The sequence below is a fragment of the Enterobacter sp. MGH 38 genome (assembly GCF_000492855.1).
Taxonomy (GTDB): Bacteria; Pseudomonadota; Gammaproteobacteria; order Enterobacterales; family Enterobacteriaceae; genus Enterobacter; species Enterobacter hormaechei_C.
Window position 1 is genome coordinate 232122 of record NZ_KI535607.1, and the last position, 17519, is coordinate 249640.

At 55.4% G+C, this 17519-nt stretch carries 13 protein-coding genes; 4 read left to right on the forward strand and 9 right to left on the reverse strand.

All coding sequences use genetic code 11. The annotated features are described in order from the left end of the window. The first annotated feature begins 256 nt into the window (after positions 1-256). Positions 257-622: a 6-carboxytetrahydropterin synthase QueD gene (queD, locus tag L384_RS19745; RefSeq protein WP_006811776.1), complete on the forward strand. Its 366-nt coding sequence runs from the start codon at positions 257-259 to the stop codon at positions 620-622. Here the strand turns inward: queD and L384_RS19740 are convergent. Next, entirely contained in the window at positions 607-2961 is a 2355-nt protein-coding gene (locus L384_RS19740; RefSeq protein WP_023323678.1) for a helix-turn-helix domain-containing protein, read from the reverse strand. The genes queD and L384_RS19740 overlap by 16 nt on opposite strands. 171 nt (positions 2962-3132) lie before the next feature. Here L384_RS19740 and L384_RS19735 point away from each other — a divergent pair, with 171 nt between their 5' ends. After that, positions 3133-4302, forward strand: coding sequence for a M20 aminoacylase family protein (locus tag L384_RS19735; protein WP_023314746.1), 1170 nt, complete (start codon positions 3133-3135; stop codon positions 4300-4302). A 27-nt stretch (positions 4303-4329) separates the two neighbouring features. Then, positions 4330-5727: an MFS transporter gene (locus L384_RS19730; RefSeq protein WP_023323679.1), complete on the forward strand. Its 1398-nt coding sequence runs from the start codon at positions 4330-4332 to the stop codon at positions 5725-5727. 17 nt (positions 5728-5744) lie between these two features. On the opposite strand, the gene queE is transcribed toward L384_RS19730, so the two are convergent. The 3 genes from queE to L384_RS19715 are packed head-to-tail and all read right to left on the reverse strand — an operon-like array spanning position 5745 to position 8737. Next, positions 5745-6416, reverse strand: a complete 672-nt coding sequence (gene queE, locus L384_RS19725) for a 7-carboxy-7-deazaguanine synthase QueE (protein WP_006811780.1) — start codon at positions 6414-6416, stop codon at positions 5745-5747. A gap of 54 nt (positions 6417-6470) precedes the next feature. Continuing rightward, positions 6471-7178, reverse strand: coding sequence for an N-acetylmannosamine-6-phosphate 2-epimerase (locus tag L384_RS19720; protein ID WP_023323680.1), 708 nt, complete (start codon positions 7176-7178; stop codon positions 6471-6473). After that, positions 7178-8737: a maltose/glucose-specific PTS transporter subunit IIC gene (locus L384_RS19715; RefSeq protein WP_023323681.1), complete on the reverse strand. Its 1560-nt coding sequence runs from the start codon at positions 8735-8737 to the stop codon at positions 7178-7180. Before L384_RS19715 ends, L384_RS19720 begins: the two co-directional genes overlap by 1 nt. Before the next feature lie 166 nt (positions 8738-8903). Here L384_RS19715 and L384_RS19710 point away from each other — a divergent pair, with 166 nt between their 5' ends. Then, positions 8904-9728, forward strand: coding sequence for a MurR/RpiR family transcriptional regulator (locus L384_RS19710; RefSeq protein WP_015571725.1), 825 nt, complete (start codon positions 8904-8906; stop codon positions 9726-9728). A gap of 52 nt (positions 9729-9780) precedes the next feature. On the opposite strand, the gene eno is transcribed toward L384_RS19710, so the two are convergent. The 5 genes from eno to rlmD form a co-directional block, all read right to left on the reverse strand. After that, on the reverse strand, positions 9781-11079 hold the full coding sequence (eno, locus tag L384_RS19705; protein WP_006811784.1) for a phosphopyruvate hydratase: 1299 nt from the start codon (positions 11077-11079) through the stop codon (positions 9781-9783). 82 nt (positions 11080-11161) lie between these two features. Beyond that, positions 11162-12799 carry a glutamine hydrolyzing CTP synthase gene (pyrG, locus tag L384_RS19700; RefSeq protein WP_003862718.1) on the reverse strand — a complete coding sequence of 546 codons (1638 nt, stop codon included), beginning with the start codon at positions 12797-12799 and terminating at the stop codon, positions 11162-11164. Between the two features lie 223 nt (positions 12800-13022). Beyond that, on the reverse strand, positions 13023-13814 hold the full coding sequence (gene mazG, locus L384_RS19695; protein WP_032610052.1) for a nucleoside triphosphate pyrophosphohydrolase: 792 nt from the start codon (positions 13812-13814) through the stop codon (positions 13023-13025). Between the two features lie 67 nt (positions 13815-13881). Next, positions 13882-16113, reverse strand: a complete 2232-nt coding sequence (gene relA, locus L384_RS19690) for a GTP diphosphokinase (protein WP_003862722.1) — start codon at positions 16111-16113, stop codon at positions 13882-13884. 51 nt (positions 16114-16164) lie between these two features. Beyond that, entirely contained in the window at positions 16165-17463 is a 1299-nt protein-coding gene (gene rlmD, locus L384_RS19685; protein WP_023323683.1) for a 23S rRNA (uracil(1939)-C(5))-methyltransferase RlmD, read from the reverse strand. Positions 17464-17519: the final 56 nt, after the last annotated feature.

The window sequence follows — 17519 nt, forward strand, 5'->3', positions numbered from 1 at the left end:
AAACTGAAGATAAGGTTAACGGCGGGGATAATAACAATTAAAGAAGGGATGGAAATAATAAATAACCAAATGGACTAACCTGTTTTAGTTATCGTTCTTAACGATAAAAGCGATTAAACAACTGTCTGAAATAAAACAACAAAAGTCGATAAACACCATGAATACGAGGCGGCGACAGTTCAGAGCCGTTTTAGTTAATGATAAAAATTGTGCTTTCCGGTACTATGCGGCGGTTTTTTCCGCATTCCTGAGAGCTATGATGTCCACCACACTGTTTAAAGATTTCACCTTCGAAGCCGCACACCACCTTCCACACGTTCCTGCCGGGCACAAATGTGGCCGCCTGCATGGACACTCGTTTATGGTGCGTCTTGAAATCACCGGTGAAGTCGATCCCCATACGGGCTGGATCATGGACTTTGCCGAACTGAAGGCCGCGTTTAAGCCGACCTACGATCGTCTCGATCACTACTATCTGAATGATATTCCGGGCCTTGAAAACCCGACCAGCGAGGTGCTGGCGAAATGGATTTGGGATCAGATGAAACCGCTGGTCCCGCTGCTGAGCGCGGTGATGATCAAAGAGACCTGCACGGCAGGCTGCGTCTACCGCGGGGAGTGAATCTCCTCCGTTGCGGCCTCACGAGGCACGAGCGGCGTAAACTCGTAGAGCACCAGCGCATTACTCTCCAGTGATTCACTCAATTGCCAGCCGTCATAAAGGCGTTCATCGCGTACGGAAAGCGTTGGACGCGCTTTATGCGCTATCCAGCGCCACATCTCTTCATCAGGGCCGCTTTCGCTGCCAACCCCTTCAAGCAACGGATAGAGCGCGCCGTTGTGCTGATCAAACAGATGGCATTTAATTCGCCATTTACCGCGCATTCCCTTCAGGTGTAAATGATACTGCTGGCGAAAACGCTGGATGAAGGCTTCTTCACTGGATAGGAGCGGATTAAAAACCACCACATTACGCAGCAACAGCTGATAACCATTGCGATGGCGCGTAAGCAGGACACGCTTATCATTGACCAGCACCTCGCCCCGCAGACGTTGCCAGAGCCAGAGTACCCAATAAACCGGACGCGGCAGACCATGGTTATACTGTAGCGCAAGGCTTGAGGTATCGATGGTGTTGTTCGCACGGGCTTCTCCCTGAAGGCCCGAATTGAGCCAGAATCCCGCCAGCCAGACCTGCTCCGAAAGCCCGAGCAGGTTCTGCATCAGCAGCGCCCCACGAAAAAACCAGCCGTTTGTCGCCCGCGTGTTGCCGGTGAGGGTATTCCAGGAGAGAAGCCAGACGGGAAGCGAACATTTTCGCAGGCGAAGGGCAGCGAGGATCTGGCGGACCTTCAGTATCGGATAATTTTCCGTTGAGGAGAGAGGGGTTACCTCCAGCTGCGCGGGATCGAGAAGTTCATTGGCATCGGCAGAGCAGGCAAGAAAATCGGCCTGCATCAGGATGGCTGAACTGAACAGGGTATCGTCGCTTACGCCCGCGCTGACGGGGGCAAATCGGTGCCATAAACCAAACTTTGCCTGCGGAAGATAAGTTCGTATTGCCTTTTGCTGGGCCAGCCAAACCTGCTCCCGGGTCTCCTCACTCGCCTGTGTTGACCAGTGCATGACGAAGTGCCAGCCCGCGGTGATCTCTGGCGCAAAATGATTAACCGACTGTTGTAAAAAGCGGGTGAGAAGATCGCGGCGGGTCGTTACGCCGGTGTGCAGTAGCACCGTCCACTGCTTTTTTGCCAGCCAGGTGAAGAGCTGATGCAGATTGTACCAGCAGGCGTAGCCCGCCATCTGGGGGTCATCCCACCCGGTAGCAAACAGACGACTGCTGAGAAAAGGTTCGGCGATATCAATTCCCTCAATGGGAATGGCCTCATTTATCGCCTCCAGATTTTGTCGAACGTCCTCACGGAGCAAATCGTCGAGCTCACGCAGGGTAATGACCACCCGCATACGGCGCAGCGAGGCAGAAAGAGGATTGAGCTGCTCAAGATCCAGTCTCTGCTCCTGCTGCGGGTGAACGATGAGCGGCGAGGCTCCCCAACCGCGCGCCACCGGTTCATTGAGCAGGCTAAACAGCTTGTCCACGGCGACCGGATAGCGCTGCTCACGCCTGTCCGTCCGAATACGTGCCGCCTCCGGGTGCTGGCGTCGGGCCTTACGAAACTCACCCGGAGACATATTGTGAACACGCCTGAACCGATCGCTCATCATACGCGTGCTGGCGAAACCCTGCTCAAGCGCAATCTGGTGCAGCGGTCGGTTCGTCAGCCGGAGAGCGTCGGCCGCCTTTTCCAGCCGCAGGTGGGTGATGTACTGCATGAAACTGATCCCCACCTCCTTGCGAAAGAGACGAGAGAGCCAGGCTTCAGAAACATATTCACTCGCGGCGATTTCCGCAAGCGTAATACGGCGGGAATAACTGGCATTGATCCGCTCTATCACCCGGGCGATGCGTTTGCTGTGCGCTGAGGAAAGTTCCCGGGACAGCATACGGGCGGGCTGTTGAAAGCGGCTGGTCAGCAACAGCAAAATCTCGCTCAGCCAGCGGTACGCCTCCAGCCGGTAGCGGTGCGGGTCGTTGATGAGGGTGACCACAAGAAGCTGGCGCAGCAGATCGCGAAGCGCATCGCACTGGGGCCAGACGCCTCCGGCTTCTGTCGGTACAGCATAATCATGGGCAAAAAAATCATTGCAGAGCTGGACGACCCAGCGCCCGGAAAGGGTTACGCGCAGGGTGACATTTGCCGTTTCGCTCGTGAACTGCCAGCGCCGATGACGGTTGATGATGGCAAGGGTATTGGCCTCCAGGATGTCACGTCTCGCATCGGTGTTCAGCTCTGCCCGCCCTTCCAGCACCCAGAGCAACGTTAGCGTATCGCCTTCATCCTCCACGCAGTGGCGAATGTCCTGAATCTCTATCCAAAACTCATCTCCCCGTTGCGCCATCTTACCCCTCACCAAAGACAAATAATGACCTGCTCTTTTTTGTCATAACTGAATTGTATGAAAAACAATCAAAACAAAGCCGTCGCTTTACAACAAAAAATTGCATTTTCAGGCAGTACGATCGTCATAGACTCGAAATTATCATCGTTTGGCAGAAAAAGGATAACAAAAATGACACATCCAATTATCGAAGCTCTGCGTGGCAACGAAGCTCGGTTCACTGAATTACGGCGCTATTTTCATCAGCATCCTGAAATTGGTTTTGAGGAGCACAATACGAGCGATCGCGTTGCAGCGCTGCTTCAGGAATGGGGATATGAGGTTCATCGCGGGCTGGCGAAAACCGGTGTGGTCGGCACACTGAAGGTGGGTAACGGGCATAAACGCCTGGGCCTGCGCGCCGATATGGATGCGCTGCCAATGCAGGAAAACAACGGCAAGGCGTGGAGTAGTACCGTTGAGGGTAAATTTCACGGCTGCGGTCATGACGGCCACACCACAACGCTCCTGTATGCAGCGGAGTACCTGGCACGCACCCGCAATTTTAACGGCACGCTGCACCTTATTTTTCAGCCCGCGGAAGAACTTCTGTATGGCGGACGCGTTATGGTAGAGGACGGTTTGTTTGACCTGTTCCCCTGCGACCACATCTTTGGTCTGCACAATATGCCGTCACAGCCCCTCGGAAAAATTGGTCTGCGCGATGGCGCCATGATGGCCTCTTCCGACACTCTTCATATTGAGGTTAACGGCGTGGGGGGTCACGGCGCGGTGCCAGAACATACCGTTGACGCCACCCTGGTTGCCTGTCATATCACTATCGCGTTGCAGTCGATTGTTTCGCGCAACATTACCCCCTTCCAGCCAGCCGTCGTTACCGTAGGCAGCATTCAGGCCGGGCACGCCCCCAACATTATCAACGACAAAGTATTGATGAAACTTACCGTGCGCACGCTGGATGAACGCGTGCGGCAAACCGTGCTACAGCGTATCCATGATATCGCCGTTGCACAGGCGGAAAGTTTCAATGCGACGGCCACCATTCGACACATTAACGGCAGCCCGGTACTGAAAAACAATCCGCAAGCCAATGAGATGGTGCGCAACGTCGCCACCGATCTGTTCGGTCAGGATTCCGTCGCGGAGGTGAATGCGTTTATGGGCAGCGAAGACTTTGCTTTCATGCTCGAGAAAAATCCCAATGGATGCTATTTCACCCTTGGCGCCGGCGATGAGCCGGACCGCTGCATGGTACATAACCCGGGTTACGACTTTAACGACAACATTCTCCTCACCGGCGCGGCGCTGTGGGCCGCACTGACCGAACACTATCTGCGCTGATTCGCACCTTCCCGGGAGGGCTGCACTATGAGTACCGTTTCCCTGACAGGCGCATCCGCCTACGCCGGTAACGATCGGCTGCTGGCGGGTATCGTCATGAGCGTTCTGACATTCTGGCTGTTTGCCCAGTCGGTTATCAACGTGGTTCCGGCCATGCAGAATAGCCTCGATATTGCCCTCGAAACCCTTACGCTGGCCGTCAGCCTGAGCGCATTGTTCAGCGGCTGTTTTGTCGTTGCCTGCGGTGGGTTTGCCGATAAGTTTGGGCGCATGCGACTGACCATGATTGGCCTGATCCTGAGCATGATCGGGAGTGGTCTGCTGTTCATTTCATGGGAGCCCGTCCTGTTTCTGTTGGGAAGAGCGATACAGGGGCTATCAGCGGCCTGCATCATGCCCGCCACGCTGGCGCTGATTAAGACCTGGTATGACGGTAAAGCACGCCAGCGCGCCATCAGCTTTTGGGTTATCGGCTCCTGGGGCGGCAGTGGCCTGAGCTCGTTTGTGGGAGGCGCCATCGCCACCACGCTGGGCTGGCGCTGGATATTTATTTTCTCCATGGTGGTGGCTCTGGCCGCGCTATTGCTTATCCGCGCCACCCCGGAAAGCCGCAGCCCTGATGCGTGTCGACACAAACTGGATATCAGCGGCCTGGTGAGTTTTGTCCTTATGCTGGTGCTGTTCAATCTGTTTATCAGCAAAGGACACAGCTGGGGCTGGAGCAGCAGTTTATCGCTTCTTGTACTGTGTGGAGCCGTGATTGCACTGATGTGTTTTGTCGTTACCGGACGACGGAAAGGCGATGCGGCACTGATCGATTTCGCCCTGTTTAAAAACCGGGCCTATAGCGCCTCGGTATTCTCAAATTTCCTGCTCAACGGCTGCATTGGCACCATGATGATCGCCAGCATCTGGTTGCAGCAAGGCCATCATCTGTCACCGCTACAGACCGGCATGATGACGCTGGGGTATCTGGTTACCGTACTGGCGATGATCCGGGTGGGAGAAAAACTGCTTCAGCGCTATGGCGCCAGGCTGCCGATGATGACCGGCCCGCTGCTGACCGCAACAGGTATTACGCTGATTTCATGCACCTTCTTAAGCAAAGAGGTCTACATTGTCACCGTCTTTCTGAGCAATATTTTATTCGGGCTGGGGCTCGGATGTTACGCCACGCCCTCAACGGACACGGCGGTAATGAATGCCCCTGAAAACAAAGTGGGGGTGGCTTCAGGGATCTATAAGATGGGCAGTTCCCTGGGCGGCGCAATGGGGATCGCGGTCACCGCATCGCTGTACGCGCTATGGCTGCCGATGGGAACGGCCAGTGCCGCGCAGTATGCCTTGCTTTTCAACAGTGCGATTTGCCTTGGGTCGGCAGTCGTGACCTGGGCTTTACTGCCAACAACAAAAGCCCCGCGTTAAGCGGGGCCACAAAAGTATCAGGCAATGTTCAGATATTTGTGCGTCTGCATCGACAGGCGCCAGTTGCGGGCGATACAGGTTTCAATGCACAGACGGGTTGCATCGTCTTTCTGGCTGATAGGCTGTAGCGCGATCACGCGCTGCTTTTCGTCCGTCAGCGTCGCCAGCAGTTCGTCCAGCGCTTCGATGTCACGCACGCGCCCCACCGGATGTTTGATCTCATCAGCACGCTCAAGCGCCTGCGATAGTACGTCATACCCGCCGCGCATATTCACTTTCGGTGAAACCGTTACCCACGTTGAATGGGAGCAGCGCACTTCATGGGTACCGCTGGTTTCAATCTGACAGCTATAGCCGTTCTTCTCGAGCAGTTCGGTGAGCGGCATCAGATCGTGAATGCAGGGTTCCCCGCCGGTGATCACCACGTGCCGCGCCGTCCAGCCCTGACGACCAATAATGGCAAGCAGATCTTCCGCGCTGCCCGCGCCCCATTTATCGCTCTCTTTGGTTTTCGCCAGAATGCTGAACAGCGACACTTCCCGATCTGCGAGCTTATCCCACGTATGTTTGGTATCACACCAGGCGCAGCCAACCGGGCATCCCTGTAAACGAATAAAGATAGCGGGAACGCCGGTAAAGTAACCCTCGCCTTGAAGGGTCTGGAACATCTCGTTAATCGGGTACTGCATAGTCAACTCTGTTAAGGGGATAAACGATAAGTATCGCAGATCCCCGTCAGATGATCATGCTCCATCGGTGCTTTGCGCGCCAATTGCCGCCATAAACCGTTCCGTAATTTGCTGCGGTCGGGTGATCGCCCCGCCGACGACAACCGTGTGCGCCCCCAGCGCCAGACACCTGGCCGCGCGATCGGGGGTATTCACGTTACCTTCGGCAATCACGGGGATCGTGACGGCAGACAGCACCTCTTTCAAAAACGCGCAGTCATTTTCCGGTAGCGAATGGCCCGCGGTCTCCGCCGTATAACCGTAAAGGGTGGTTCCGACACAATCAAACCCCAGCGCCTGCGCGGTCACGGCCTCCTGCACGGTGGCAATATCCGCCATCAGCAGCAGCGAAGGGTAACGGGTGCGGATCTGCGCGATCAGCATGTCCAGCGATACGCCACCGGGCCGTTTCCGGGCGGTCGCATCCAGCGCAACGATCTCCGGGGCGACCGCCATCAGCTCATCCACTTCTTTGAGCGTCGCGGTGATGAACACCTCGCTGTCCGGATAGTCTCGTTTGATGATGCCGATGACCGGCAGTGAGACCAGCCCTTTGATAGCCTCGATATCCACCACGCTATTGGCGCGGATCGCAGCGGCACCGCCCTGGGCCGCCGCCAGCGCCATTCGCGACATAATAAACGAGCTGTGCAGCGGTTCGTTTTCCAGCGCCTGGCAGGAGACGACCAGTTTTCCTTTCAGGTTATCCAGTACAGTTTTCATTACGATAAGATCTCTTCCACTTCGTTTTTGATAATGGTGACGTGCGGGCCATAGATAACCTGAACCCCGTTACCGCGCACGATGACGCCGCGCGCGCCGGTCGCATTCAGTGCAGATTCATTGACTTTGCTACCGTCTTTCACCGTGACGCGAAGGCGCGTGGCGCAGCAGTCAACGTCATCCAGATTGTCTTTTCCTCCCAGCCCGGCGATCACCGCCGCGGCGCGCTCGCTTTGCGGCAGGGTAGCCTCGTCAGCCAACGCCTCCTTTTCACGGCCCGGCGTGGCAAAATCAAAACGTTTGATCAGATAGCGGAAGGTACAGTAGTAAAGGAAGAACCACGGTACGCCCACCAGCGGGACGAACATCCAGTTAGTTTTCGCTTCCCCCTGCAAAATGCCGAACAGCACGAAATCAATAAACCCGCCGGAGAATGTTTGTCCGATGGTGATGTGCAGCATGTGCGCGAGCATGAACGCCAGCCCGTCAAACAGCGCATGAATGACGTACAGCACCGGGGCAATAAACAGGAATGAGAACTCTATGGGCTCGGTAATTCCCGTCAGGAATGAGGTTAACGCCGCAGAGAGCAGCAGCCCGGCAACCCGCTTTTTGTTCTCCGGCCTGGCCGTGTGGTACATCGCAAGGCAGGCGCCCAGCAGACCAAACATCATGGTAATAAAGCGCCCGGACATGAAGCGCGACGTGCCCTCATAGAAATGCTGCGTGTTCGGGTCGGCGAGCTGGGCGAAGAAGATCCGCTGTGTGCCCTCAACCAGGTGACCGTTAACAATTTCACTGCCGCCAAGCGCGGTGGTCCAGAACGGAAGATAGAAGATGTGGTGCAAACCAAACGGGCCAAGCATGCGCAGGATAAAACCGTACAGCAGGGTGCCCAGATAGCCGGTGGCGTCCACCAGACCGCCGAGGCCAAAGATCAGCTTCTGGAAGTGCGGCCAAACAACGGTCATGAGCGCCCCGACGAGTATCGCCGCCAGCGAGCTGATAATCGGAACAAAGCGCGAGCCGCCAAAAAAGCCCAGGAATTGCGGAAGCGCGATTTTATTAAATCGATGATGCAGTGCGCAGGTCACCAGCCCAATAACTACCCCACCAAACACGCCCGTTTCAAGCGTCTGAATACCCAGCGTCATGCCCTGCCCTACGGCGCCCGGGTTCTCATGCGCCAGTTTTCCGGTCAGGATCAGCAGCGCATTGATAGTGGCATTCATCACCAGATAAGCGAGCAACGCCGCCAGCCCTGCCGTGCCTTTATCATTTTTCGCCAGCCCAACGGCGACCCCAACAGCAAACAGTACCGACAGGTTTGCAAACACAATCGAGCCTGCGCTGCTCATGATGGTAAAGATGGCCTGTAGCCAGCCAACGTCTAAAAATGGATACGCGGTAAGCGTATTCGGATTCGATAGCGCCCCGCCGATCCCCAGCAACAGACCTGCTGCGGGCAGTATGGCGATGGGTAACATAAAGGATTTGCCGAAGCGCTGCGCTTTTTCAAACCATCCGCCGGAAGACGCTCCGCTGAACATTTGCATCATTTTTTTATCCCCTTGGTTATTGATGAAAATTTTTACCATATATATTTTTAATTGTGAAAATTACCACCAAAAACCAGGACACCGATCATACTTTTTCGAAATGACTGGCATCTCTCCCCCGCTTTCCGCCACACTAGTTGGCAGAGAAACGCATTAAGGATCTAGCATGTCGGACCATGAAAACCTGCTGCTGAAGCTACGCCAGGAGGCTTCCGGGTACAGCCCAACGCAACAAAAACTGGGGGAGTTTGTCCTCAACGATCCTGCCAGGGTGCTCTACCTGACGATCACCGAGCTGGCGCGTGAAAGCGGCACCAGCGAGGCCAGCGTCACACGCCTTTGCCGCACGCTGGGCTGTAAGGGGTATAACGAATTTAAAATGGCGCTTGCGCTGGATATTCAGCAGGGTTTGCCTGAGCGTCAGGCAGGAGATGCAATAGATAACGTGGTGGATGAGTCTGTCCAGGCGCTGCAAGATACCGCAAAACTCCTCGACCGGGCCCAGCTTGAACAGGCGACACTGGCCCTGCATCAGGCGCAGTCAGTGCAAATTTACGGAGTGGCGGCCAGCGCGATTCTGGGGGAATATTTGCATTACAAGCTGCTGCGACTCGGCAAACCCGCGCAGCTGTTTAGCGATATGCATCGCGCCGCCATGAATGCGACGACGCTCTCGAAAGAGACGCTGGTGGTGGCCATCTCAAGTTCCGGCTCTACACGGGATCTGCTTCACGTGGTGAAACTCGCCCGCAAGAGGGGCGTTAAGGTACTGGCGCTCAGCAATACGCCTCGCAGCCCGCTGGCCTCCCTGAGCGATTTACAGCTGGTTGCAGCCAAACCCGAGGGACCGCTGAGCGCGGGTGCGCTCAATGCCAAGGTTGGCGTGATGCTGCTGGTTGAACTGCTAACCACTTCCCTTATTGCAGTAGACAGCCATTACGGTGACGTTAGCCAGCAAACGGCAAGCGCCACGTTGCCGCTTCTGCTATAGAAAACAAAAAACCCGCCGAAGCGGGTTTTTTCATAAGAACGAAGGTTCAGGCTTATGCCTGGCCTTTGATCTCTTTACGACCGTTGTAAGGTGCTTTTTCGCCCAGCGCTTCTTCGATACGAATCAGCTGGTTGTATTTAGCAACACGGTCAGAACGGCTCATAGAACCGGTTTTGATCTGGCCAGCAGCGGTACCAACAGCCAGGTCAGCGATGGTAGCATCTTCAGTTTCGCCAGAACGGTGAGAGATAACCGCGGTGTAGCCAGCGTCTTTCGCCATTTTGATCGCAGCCAGCGTTTCGGTCAGAGAACCGATCTGGTTGAATTTGATCAGGATGGAGTTAACGATACCTTTCTCGATGCCTTCTTTCAGGATCTTGGTGTTGGTTACGAACAGATCGTCACCAACCAGCTGGATTTTGTCGCCCAGTACTTTGGTCTGGTATGCGAAACCATCCCAGTCAGACTCGTCCAGACCGTCTTCGATAGAAACGATTGGGTACTGTTTGGTCAGGTCTTCCAGGAAGTGGGTGAACTCTTCAGAGGTGAACGCTTTGTTGCCTTCGCCAGCCAGAACGTATTTACCGTCTTTGTAGAATTCAGATGCTGCGCAGTCCATCGCCAGGGTGATGTCTTTGCCCAGCTCGTAGCCTGCTGCTTTAACCGCTTCAGCGATAACAGCCAGTGCTTCTGCGTTAGAACCCAGGTTTGGCGCGTAGCCGCCTTCGTCACCAACAGCCGTGTTCATACCTTTAGCTTTCAGAACTTTAGCCAGGTTGTGGAACACTTCAGAACCCATACGTACCGCTTCTTTCAGGGTTTTCGCGCCAACTGGCTGAATCATGAATTCCTGAATATCAACGTTGTTGTCTGCGTGCTCACCACCGTTGATGATGTTCATCATTGGTACAGGCATAGAGTATTTGCCTGGGGTGCCGTTCAGTTCAGCGATGTGCTCGAACAGTGGCATGCCTTTAGCTGCTGCCGCCGCTTTGGCGTTCGCCAGGGAAACCGCCAGGATTGCGTTCGCACCGAAGTTAGATTTGTTTTCAGTACCGTCCAGATCGATCATGATCTTGTCGATGCCAGCCTGATCTTTAGCATCTTTGCCAACGATAGCCTGAGCAATAGGACCGTTAACAGCGCCAACCGCTTTCAGTACGCCTTTGCCCATGAAACGGGATTTGTCGCCATCACGCAGTTCCAGCGCTTCGCGGGAACCTGTAGAAGCACCTGATGGAGCCGCTGCCATACCGACGAAACCACCTTCCAGATGAACTTCAGCTTCAACGGTCGGGTTACCACGGGAGTCGATGATTTCACGACCGATGACTTTAACGATTTTGGACATTAGATTTTCCTCAGTACAAGTTAAACTAAAACTCCAGACAAACAACGCGTACCAAAGGTACGCGTTGCCGTTCTAACTTTTTTTACTTCGCCTGACGCTTCTGGTACTCGCTGGCGGCTTTCACGAAGCCTGCAAACAGCGGATGCCCGTCACGCGGCGTTGAAGTAAATTCCGGGTGGAATTGGCAGGCCACGAACCACGGATGGTTAGGCACTTCGATGATCTCGACTAACTGATCATCCCCGGAACGGCCCGCAACACGCAGACCCGCAGCTTCAATTTGTTTCAACAACATGTTGTTGACTTCATAGCGGTGACGATGGCGCTCGGTGATGACCGGCTCGCCGTACAGCTTGCGTACCACGCTATCGTCGGACAGCTGGCAGGCCTGTGCGCCAAGACGCATGGTGCCACCCAGATCGCTCTTCTCGGTACGGACTTCGACGTTACCGTCTTCGTCGCGCCATTCCGTAATCAGCGCCACAACAGGGTACTTACAGTCTGGCACAAATTCCGTAGAGTTCGCGTTTTCCATTCCCGCTACGTTGCGCGCAAATTCAATCAGCGCAACCTGCATACCCAGGCAGATACCGAGGTATGGAATATTGTTTTCACGCGCATAGCGTGCAGTGGCGATCTTGCCTTCAACACCACGGTAGCCGAAGCCGCCAGGGATGAGAATCGCATCCAGATCTTTGAGAATTTCGACGCCGCGCGTCTCCACATCCTGCGAATCAATCAGCTTGATGTTCACAGAGACGCGATTCTTCAGACCACCGTGTTTCAGCGCTTCGATAACTGACTTATAGGCATCTGGCAGTTCGATGTACTTGCCGACCATACCGATAGTCACTTCGCCGCCCGGATTGGCTTCTTCGTAAATCACCTGCTCCCATTCAGACAGGTTAGCTTCCGGACAGTTCAAGCTGAATCGTTTACAAATATAATCGTCCAGACCCTGTGATTTCAACAGGCCCGGGATTTTATAAATGGAATCGACATCTTTCATTGAAATAACGGCTTTTTCAGGCACGTTACAGAACAATGCAATTTTCGCACGTTCGTTCGCCGGAATCGCGCGATCGGAACGGCAAACCAGGATGTCAGGCTGAATACCGATGGAGAGCAGCTCTTTAACAGAGTGCTGAGTCGGTTTGGTTTTCACTTCACCAGCTGCCGCCATGTAAGGCACCAGCGTCAGGTGCATGAACAGCGCGTGCTCACGACCAATATCTACCGCCAGCTGACGAATCGCTTCGAGGAACGGCAGGGATTCGATATCCCCCACGGTACCGCCGATTTCAACCAGCACAACGTCATGCCCTTCGCCACCGGCAAGGACACGCTCTTTGATGGCGTTAGTGATGTGCGGGATGACCTGCACGGTCGCGCCCAGGTAGTCACCACGGCGCTCTTTACGCAGAACGTCAGAGTAGATACGGCCAGTCGTAAAGTTGTTACGACGAGTCATTTTGGTACGGATGAAACGCTCGTAGTGGCCAAGATCCAGATCGGTTTCAGCGCCGTCTTCAGTAACGAACACTTCCCCGTGTTGGGTTGGGCTCATGGTGCCAGGATCGACGTTGATGTACGGATCCAGTTTCATCATGGTCACATTGAGGCCACGGGCTTCAAGAATGGCTGCGAGGGAGGCTGCGGCAATGCCTTTACCCAGAGAGGATACGACCCCGCCGGTCACAAAAATATAGTTCGTTGTCATGCTGAACCTGAGAAGTTAGGGTGAAACGATGGAATAACCAGGACGGGAAAGTAGTATACCCGAACACGACGAGCGCCACAAACTTTCATTCTCCGTCTCCATTCCAGGCCATGACAAACATAAGGAGTGAGAAAATAGCCCCTTTTGGGTAAATGTTTTTGACGCAAATCAAGCGCTTGTCATTTAAAAAATCACACAAATTGCGCTTGATCGCAAAATCTCGTTAGAGATCATGTTCCTGGCGTTTTACTTCCTGCCAGACTTCTTCCATCGCGTCGAGGTCAATCCCGCTCATTTCCAGGCCGCGCGAGGCCACAATCCGCTCAACTTCGCGAAAGCGTCGTTCGAATTTAATGTTCGCTTTTTGCAGGGCGGTTTCCGCTTTTACACCGAGGTGGCGTGAAAGGTTGACGGTTGCAAACAGCAGATCGCCCATCTCCTCTTCCAGCTTTGCTTCATCCACAACGGCCTGCTGCGCTTCATGCATCACTTCGTCGATCTCTTCGTGTACTTTTTCCAGCACCGGGCCGAGAGAGGTCCAGTCAAACCCTACCGCCGAGCAGCGCTTTTGAATTTTGTGCGCGCGCATCAGCGCGGGAAGGTTCAGGGGAATGTCGTCCAGCGCCGAGTGCTGGGATTTTTCAGCGCGTTCAGCGCTTTTTATCTGCTCCCAGCGCGCCAGCACTTCCACACTGTTACCTGCGGAGGCATCACCAAAGATATGCGGATGACGACGCTCCAGCTTGTCGCTGATAGCGGCGCAGATATCGTCAAAGTTAAAGCGCCCCTCTTCCTGCGCCATCTGCGCGTAGAACACCACCTGGAACAGCAGGTCGCCCAGCTCACCGCGCAGATCGTCGAAATCCTCTCGCGAAATGGCGTCCAGCACTTCGTAGGTCTCTTCCAGCGTGTAAGGCGCAATGGTGGCGAAAGTCTGCTCTTTATCCCACGGGCAGCCGTTTTCCGGGTCGCGCAGGCGTTTCATGATGCCGAGCAGGCGGTCGATTTGAGTCATAACAGATTCCATTAAATGCCTGAGCCGGGTGGCGGCGTTGCCTTACCCGGCCTACAGAAGAGGATGTTTAGCCGCCGTGCAGACGACGCGCGTCAATCACATCCGGCACCTGGTTCAGTTTGCCGAGTACGCGGCCCAGCACCTGAAGGTTATAGATTTCGATAGTCATATCGATGGTGGCAAGCTGCTCGCGGGTATCGCTGCGGCTGGCAACGCCCAGCACGTTGACCTTCTCGTTGGCGAGAATGGTGGTGATGTCGCGCAGCAGGCCGCTGCGGTCGTTGGCAGTGACGCGCACCACCAGCGAGTAACCCGCCGAGTAGCTCTCCCCCCAGACGGCTTCCACGATACGTTCCGGCGCATGCGATTGCAGCTCTGCAAGCTGATCGCAGTCGGAGCGGTGAATCGAGATCCCACGCCCCTGGGTGATAAAGCCGACAATATCGTCTCCCGGGATCGGCTGGCAGCAGCGGGCAATATGGTGCATGAGGTTACCCACCCCTTCAACCACCACGCGGCCATTGTCCTTGCTGCGCTGCTGCGGAGCGTAGGTTTTCTGCTGGAGCTGTTTCAGGGCTGCCGCATCCTGCTCTGCCGCGCTTGGCTTGTTGAACTGCGCTTGCAGGAAGTTCACCATCTGGTTCAGGCGGATATCACCGCCGCCAATCGCCGCTAACAGTTCGTCGAGCTCGTTGAAGTTGTAGCGCGGCAGCAGGAACTTCTCCGCTTCTTTCAGGCTAATGCCAATATGTTCCAGCTCGTCGTCCAGGATCTGGCGACCGGCAAGGATGTTCTTGTCACGATCCTGCTTGCGGAACCATGCGTGAATTTTTGAGCGCCCACGGCTGGTGGTAACGTAACCGAGGTTTGGGTTCAGCCAGTCGCGGCTTGGGTTTGGCTGCTTCTGGGTGATGATTTCAATCTGATCGCCCATCTGTAGCTGGTAGGTAAACGGTACGATACGTCCGCCGATCTTCGCCCCGATGCAACGGTGCCCCACATCGCTGTGGATGTGGTAGGCGAAATCGAGCGGCGTGGAGCCTGCCGGCAAATCAACCACGTCCCCTTTCGGGGTAAAGACGTAGACGCGATCGTCGAAGACCTGACTGCGCACTTCGTCGAGCATTTCGCCGGAGTCGGCCATCTCTTCCTGCCACGCAATCAGCTTACGCAGCCAGGCGATACGGTCCTCGTGACCGGAGCGACCGCCGCCGGAGGTACCCTCTTTGTATTTCCAGTGCGCCGCCACGCCCAGCTCGGCGTCTTCGTGCATCTGTTTGGTACGGATCTGAATTTCCACCGTTTTGCCGCCAGGGCCGAGCACCACGGTATGAATAGACTGGTAGCCGTTTGGTTTCGGGTTGGCGACGTAGTCATCGAACTCATCCGGCAGATGGCGGAAGTGAGTATGCACTATCCCCAGCGCGGCATAGCAGTCCTGGAGACGCTCTGCCACGATACGTACGGCGCGCACGTCAAACAGCTCGTCAAAGGCGAGATGTTTCTTCTGCATTTTGCGCCAGATGCTGTAGATGTGCTTTGGACGCCCGTAGACCTCGGCGCGCACATTCTCCTCTTTCATCGACTGGCGCAGCCCGCTGACAAATTCCTCGATATAGTGCTCGCGGTCAATGCGGCGTTCGTGCAGCAATTTTGCAATGCGTTTGTATTCCGCCGGATGCAGGTAGCGGAAGCAGTAATCTTCCAGCTCCCACTTCAGTTGCCCGATACCCAGACGGTTCGCCAGCGGCGCATAGATATTCGTACACTCTTTAGCGGCCAGGACGCGCTCGTCTTCCGGCGCATCCTTCACTTCACGCAGATGGGCAACCCGTTCGGCCAGCTTGATCACCACGCAGCGGAAATCATCTACCATCGCCAACAGCATACGACGAACGTTATCCACCTGCTCGGAAGAGACAGAGTCAGTTTGCGCGGCTTTAAGCTGACGAATGGCTGCCATATCACGCACGCCGTGGATGAGCGCCACGACGGACTGGCCGACGCTTTCACGCAGGACGTCTTCCGTCACCACGTCGGCGTCCGCCAGGGGGAACAGCAGTGCGGCCTGTAGCGTTTCGATGTCCATGTTCAGCATGGAGAGAATTTCAACCATCTCCACGCCGCGCCACAACAGCAGTTCAGCGTCCGGATGCCCCTGCGTTGTGCGTAAACAATAGGCCCAGGTTTCGGTTAAGCGTTCACACGACTGCTGGCTGGAAATCCCCAGACTTGCGATCCATTTTTGAGGGTCAAACTCACCAGCTTTATTTAAATGTGCACTTCTTACCGCAACCATCGTCCTCTCCTTTAGGGACAAGGGCCTGTCGAAGTCGACAAGCCAAACTCATTAGATGTGCTCGAACAACACCATCGATTCCAGATGACCAGTGTGCGGGAACATGTCCAGCATTGCCAGACGCCGAATCTGGTAACCCCCGCTCAATAATGCTTCGCTGTCACGGGCAAGCGTCGCCGGGTTACAGGAAACATAGACCACGCGTTCAGGCGCGAGTTTAATTATATGCTGCATCACGCCCGGCGCACCTGCGCGCGCCGGATCGAGCAGGATCTTATCAAAGCCCTGCTTAGCCCACGGTTGCTGAGTGACATCATCCTCAAGATTTTGATGAAAGAATGTCACATTTTGCAAACCGTTCTGTTGGGCGTTCTCCTGGCCTTTCGCCACCAGCGCCTCAACGCCTTCCACTCCGACCACGCTTGCTGCTCTGCGGGCCAGCGGCAGGGTAAAGTTCCCCATGCCGCAGAACAGATCGAGCACCCGGTCAGTGGGCTGTACGTCGAGCCATTCCAGCGCATTCGCCACCATCTGTTGGTTCACGCCGTCGTTGACCTGGATAAAATCCCGCGGGCTGAACGTTAAGCGTAGCCCGTCTGACGCATACCAGGGCGCTTCTCCGCTGACCTGCTCAAGTATCTCGCTTTGCGGCGCGAGGAAAAGCGCAAGCTCATGAGAATGCGAAAAGCGTTCCAGTTTTTCGCGATCCGTCTTTGACAGCGGCGCGGTGTGGCGCAGCACCATCAGCGGGCCACTGTTGGCCAGCACCAGTTCGACATGGCCGAGCGAACGCACGCCATCCAGCGATGCAAGACAGTGGTGCACGTCCGGGAGCAATGCCTCAAGATGGGGCACCAAAACAGGGCACTGCGTGACAGAGACGATATCGCTGGAGCCGGCTTTGCGAAACCCCATCTCCAGCCGCTCGGTTTTGGGCTGGTAGCTGAGGCTCAGGCGAGCGCGGCGACGGTAGCCCCAGGGCCGATCGGCAATGATGTCATTCACGTCGTGCCCGACCAGGCGGGCCAGCGCGCTGCTTTTACTTTTTTGCTGTAATTCCGTGCTGGCATGCTGTTGCTGGCAGCCACCGCAGACGCCAAAATGGGGGCAGCGAGGCGTCACGCGCTCCGGGCTATCATTAAGACGGCGCTTGACCTGACCGCGCGCATACTGACGTTTGTCTTCCGTCAGCGTAATATCTGCACGTTCTCCTGGCAGCAAACCTGTGATAAACAGTGTTTTACCCTTGTGACGCGCCACCCCCTGTCCAAAAGGATCGAGGTCAGAGGCTTCAACAGTTATGATCTGACGCGTCGTCACGCGTCGTTTTGCAGAGTAGAATTGCGCCATCGCCGAGATTGTTCTCAAATAAACATAATTAGCCTGATTGTCCCATAACGGAACTC

Excerpts from the sequence above, each read along its gene's own strand:
- L384_RS19710 (WP_015571725.1), top strand. The coding sequence starts at position 8,904 with ATGTCGGACCATGAAAACCTGCTGCTGAAGCTACGCCAGGAGGCTTCC.
- mazG (WP_032610052.1), bottom strand. The coding sequence starts at position 13,814 with ATGACTCAAATCGACCGCCTGCTCGGCATCATGAAACGCCTGCGCGAC.
- L384_RS19715 (WP_023323681.1), bottom strand. The coding sequence starts at position 8,737 with ATGATGCAAATGTTCAGCGGAGCGTCTTCCGGCGGATGGTTTGAAAAA.
- queE (WP_006811780.1), bottom strand. The coding sequence starts at position 6,416 with ATGCAGTACCCGATTAACGAGATGTTCCAGACCCTTCAAGGCGAGGGT.
- eno (WP_006811784.1), bottom strand. The coding sequence starts at position 11,079 with ATGTCCAAAATCGTTAAAGTCATCGGTCGTGAAATCATCGACTCCCGT.
- L384_RS19720 (WP_023323680.1), bottom strand. The coding sequence starts at position 7,178 with ATGAAAACTGTACTGGATAACCTGAAAGGAAAACTGGTCGTCTCCTGC.
- L384_RS19740 (WP_023323678.1), bottom strand. The coding sequence starts at position 2,961 with ATGGCGCAACGGGGAGATGAGTTTTGGATAGAGATTCAGGACATTCGC.
- queD (WP_006811776.1), top strand. The coding sequence starts at position 257 with ATGATGTCCACCACACTGTTTAAAGATTTCACCTTCGAAGCCGCACAC.
- relA (WP_003862722.1), bottom strand. The coding sequence starts at position 16,113 with ATGGTTGCGGTAAGAAGTGCACATTTAAATAAAGCTGGTGAGTTTGAC.
- L384_RS19735 (WP_023314746.1), top strand. The coding sequence starts at position 3,133 with ATGACACATCCAATTATCGAAGCTCTGCGTGGCAACGAAGCTCGGTTC.
- L384_RS19730 (WP_023323679.1), top strand. The coding sequence starts at position 4,330 with ATGAGTACCGTTTCCCTGACAGGCGCATCCGCCTACGCCGGTAACGAT.
- pyrG (WP_003862718.1), bottom strand. The coding sequence starts at position 12,799 with ATGACAACGAACTATATTTTTGTGACCGGCGGGGTCGTATCCTCTCTG.
- rlmD (WP_023323683.1), bottom strand. The coding sequence starts at position 17,463 with ATGGCGCAATTCTACTCTGCAAAACGACGCGTGACGACGCGTCAGATC.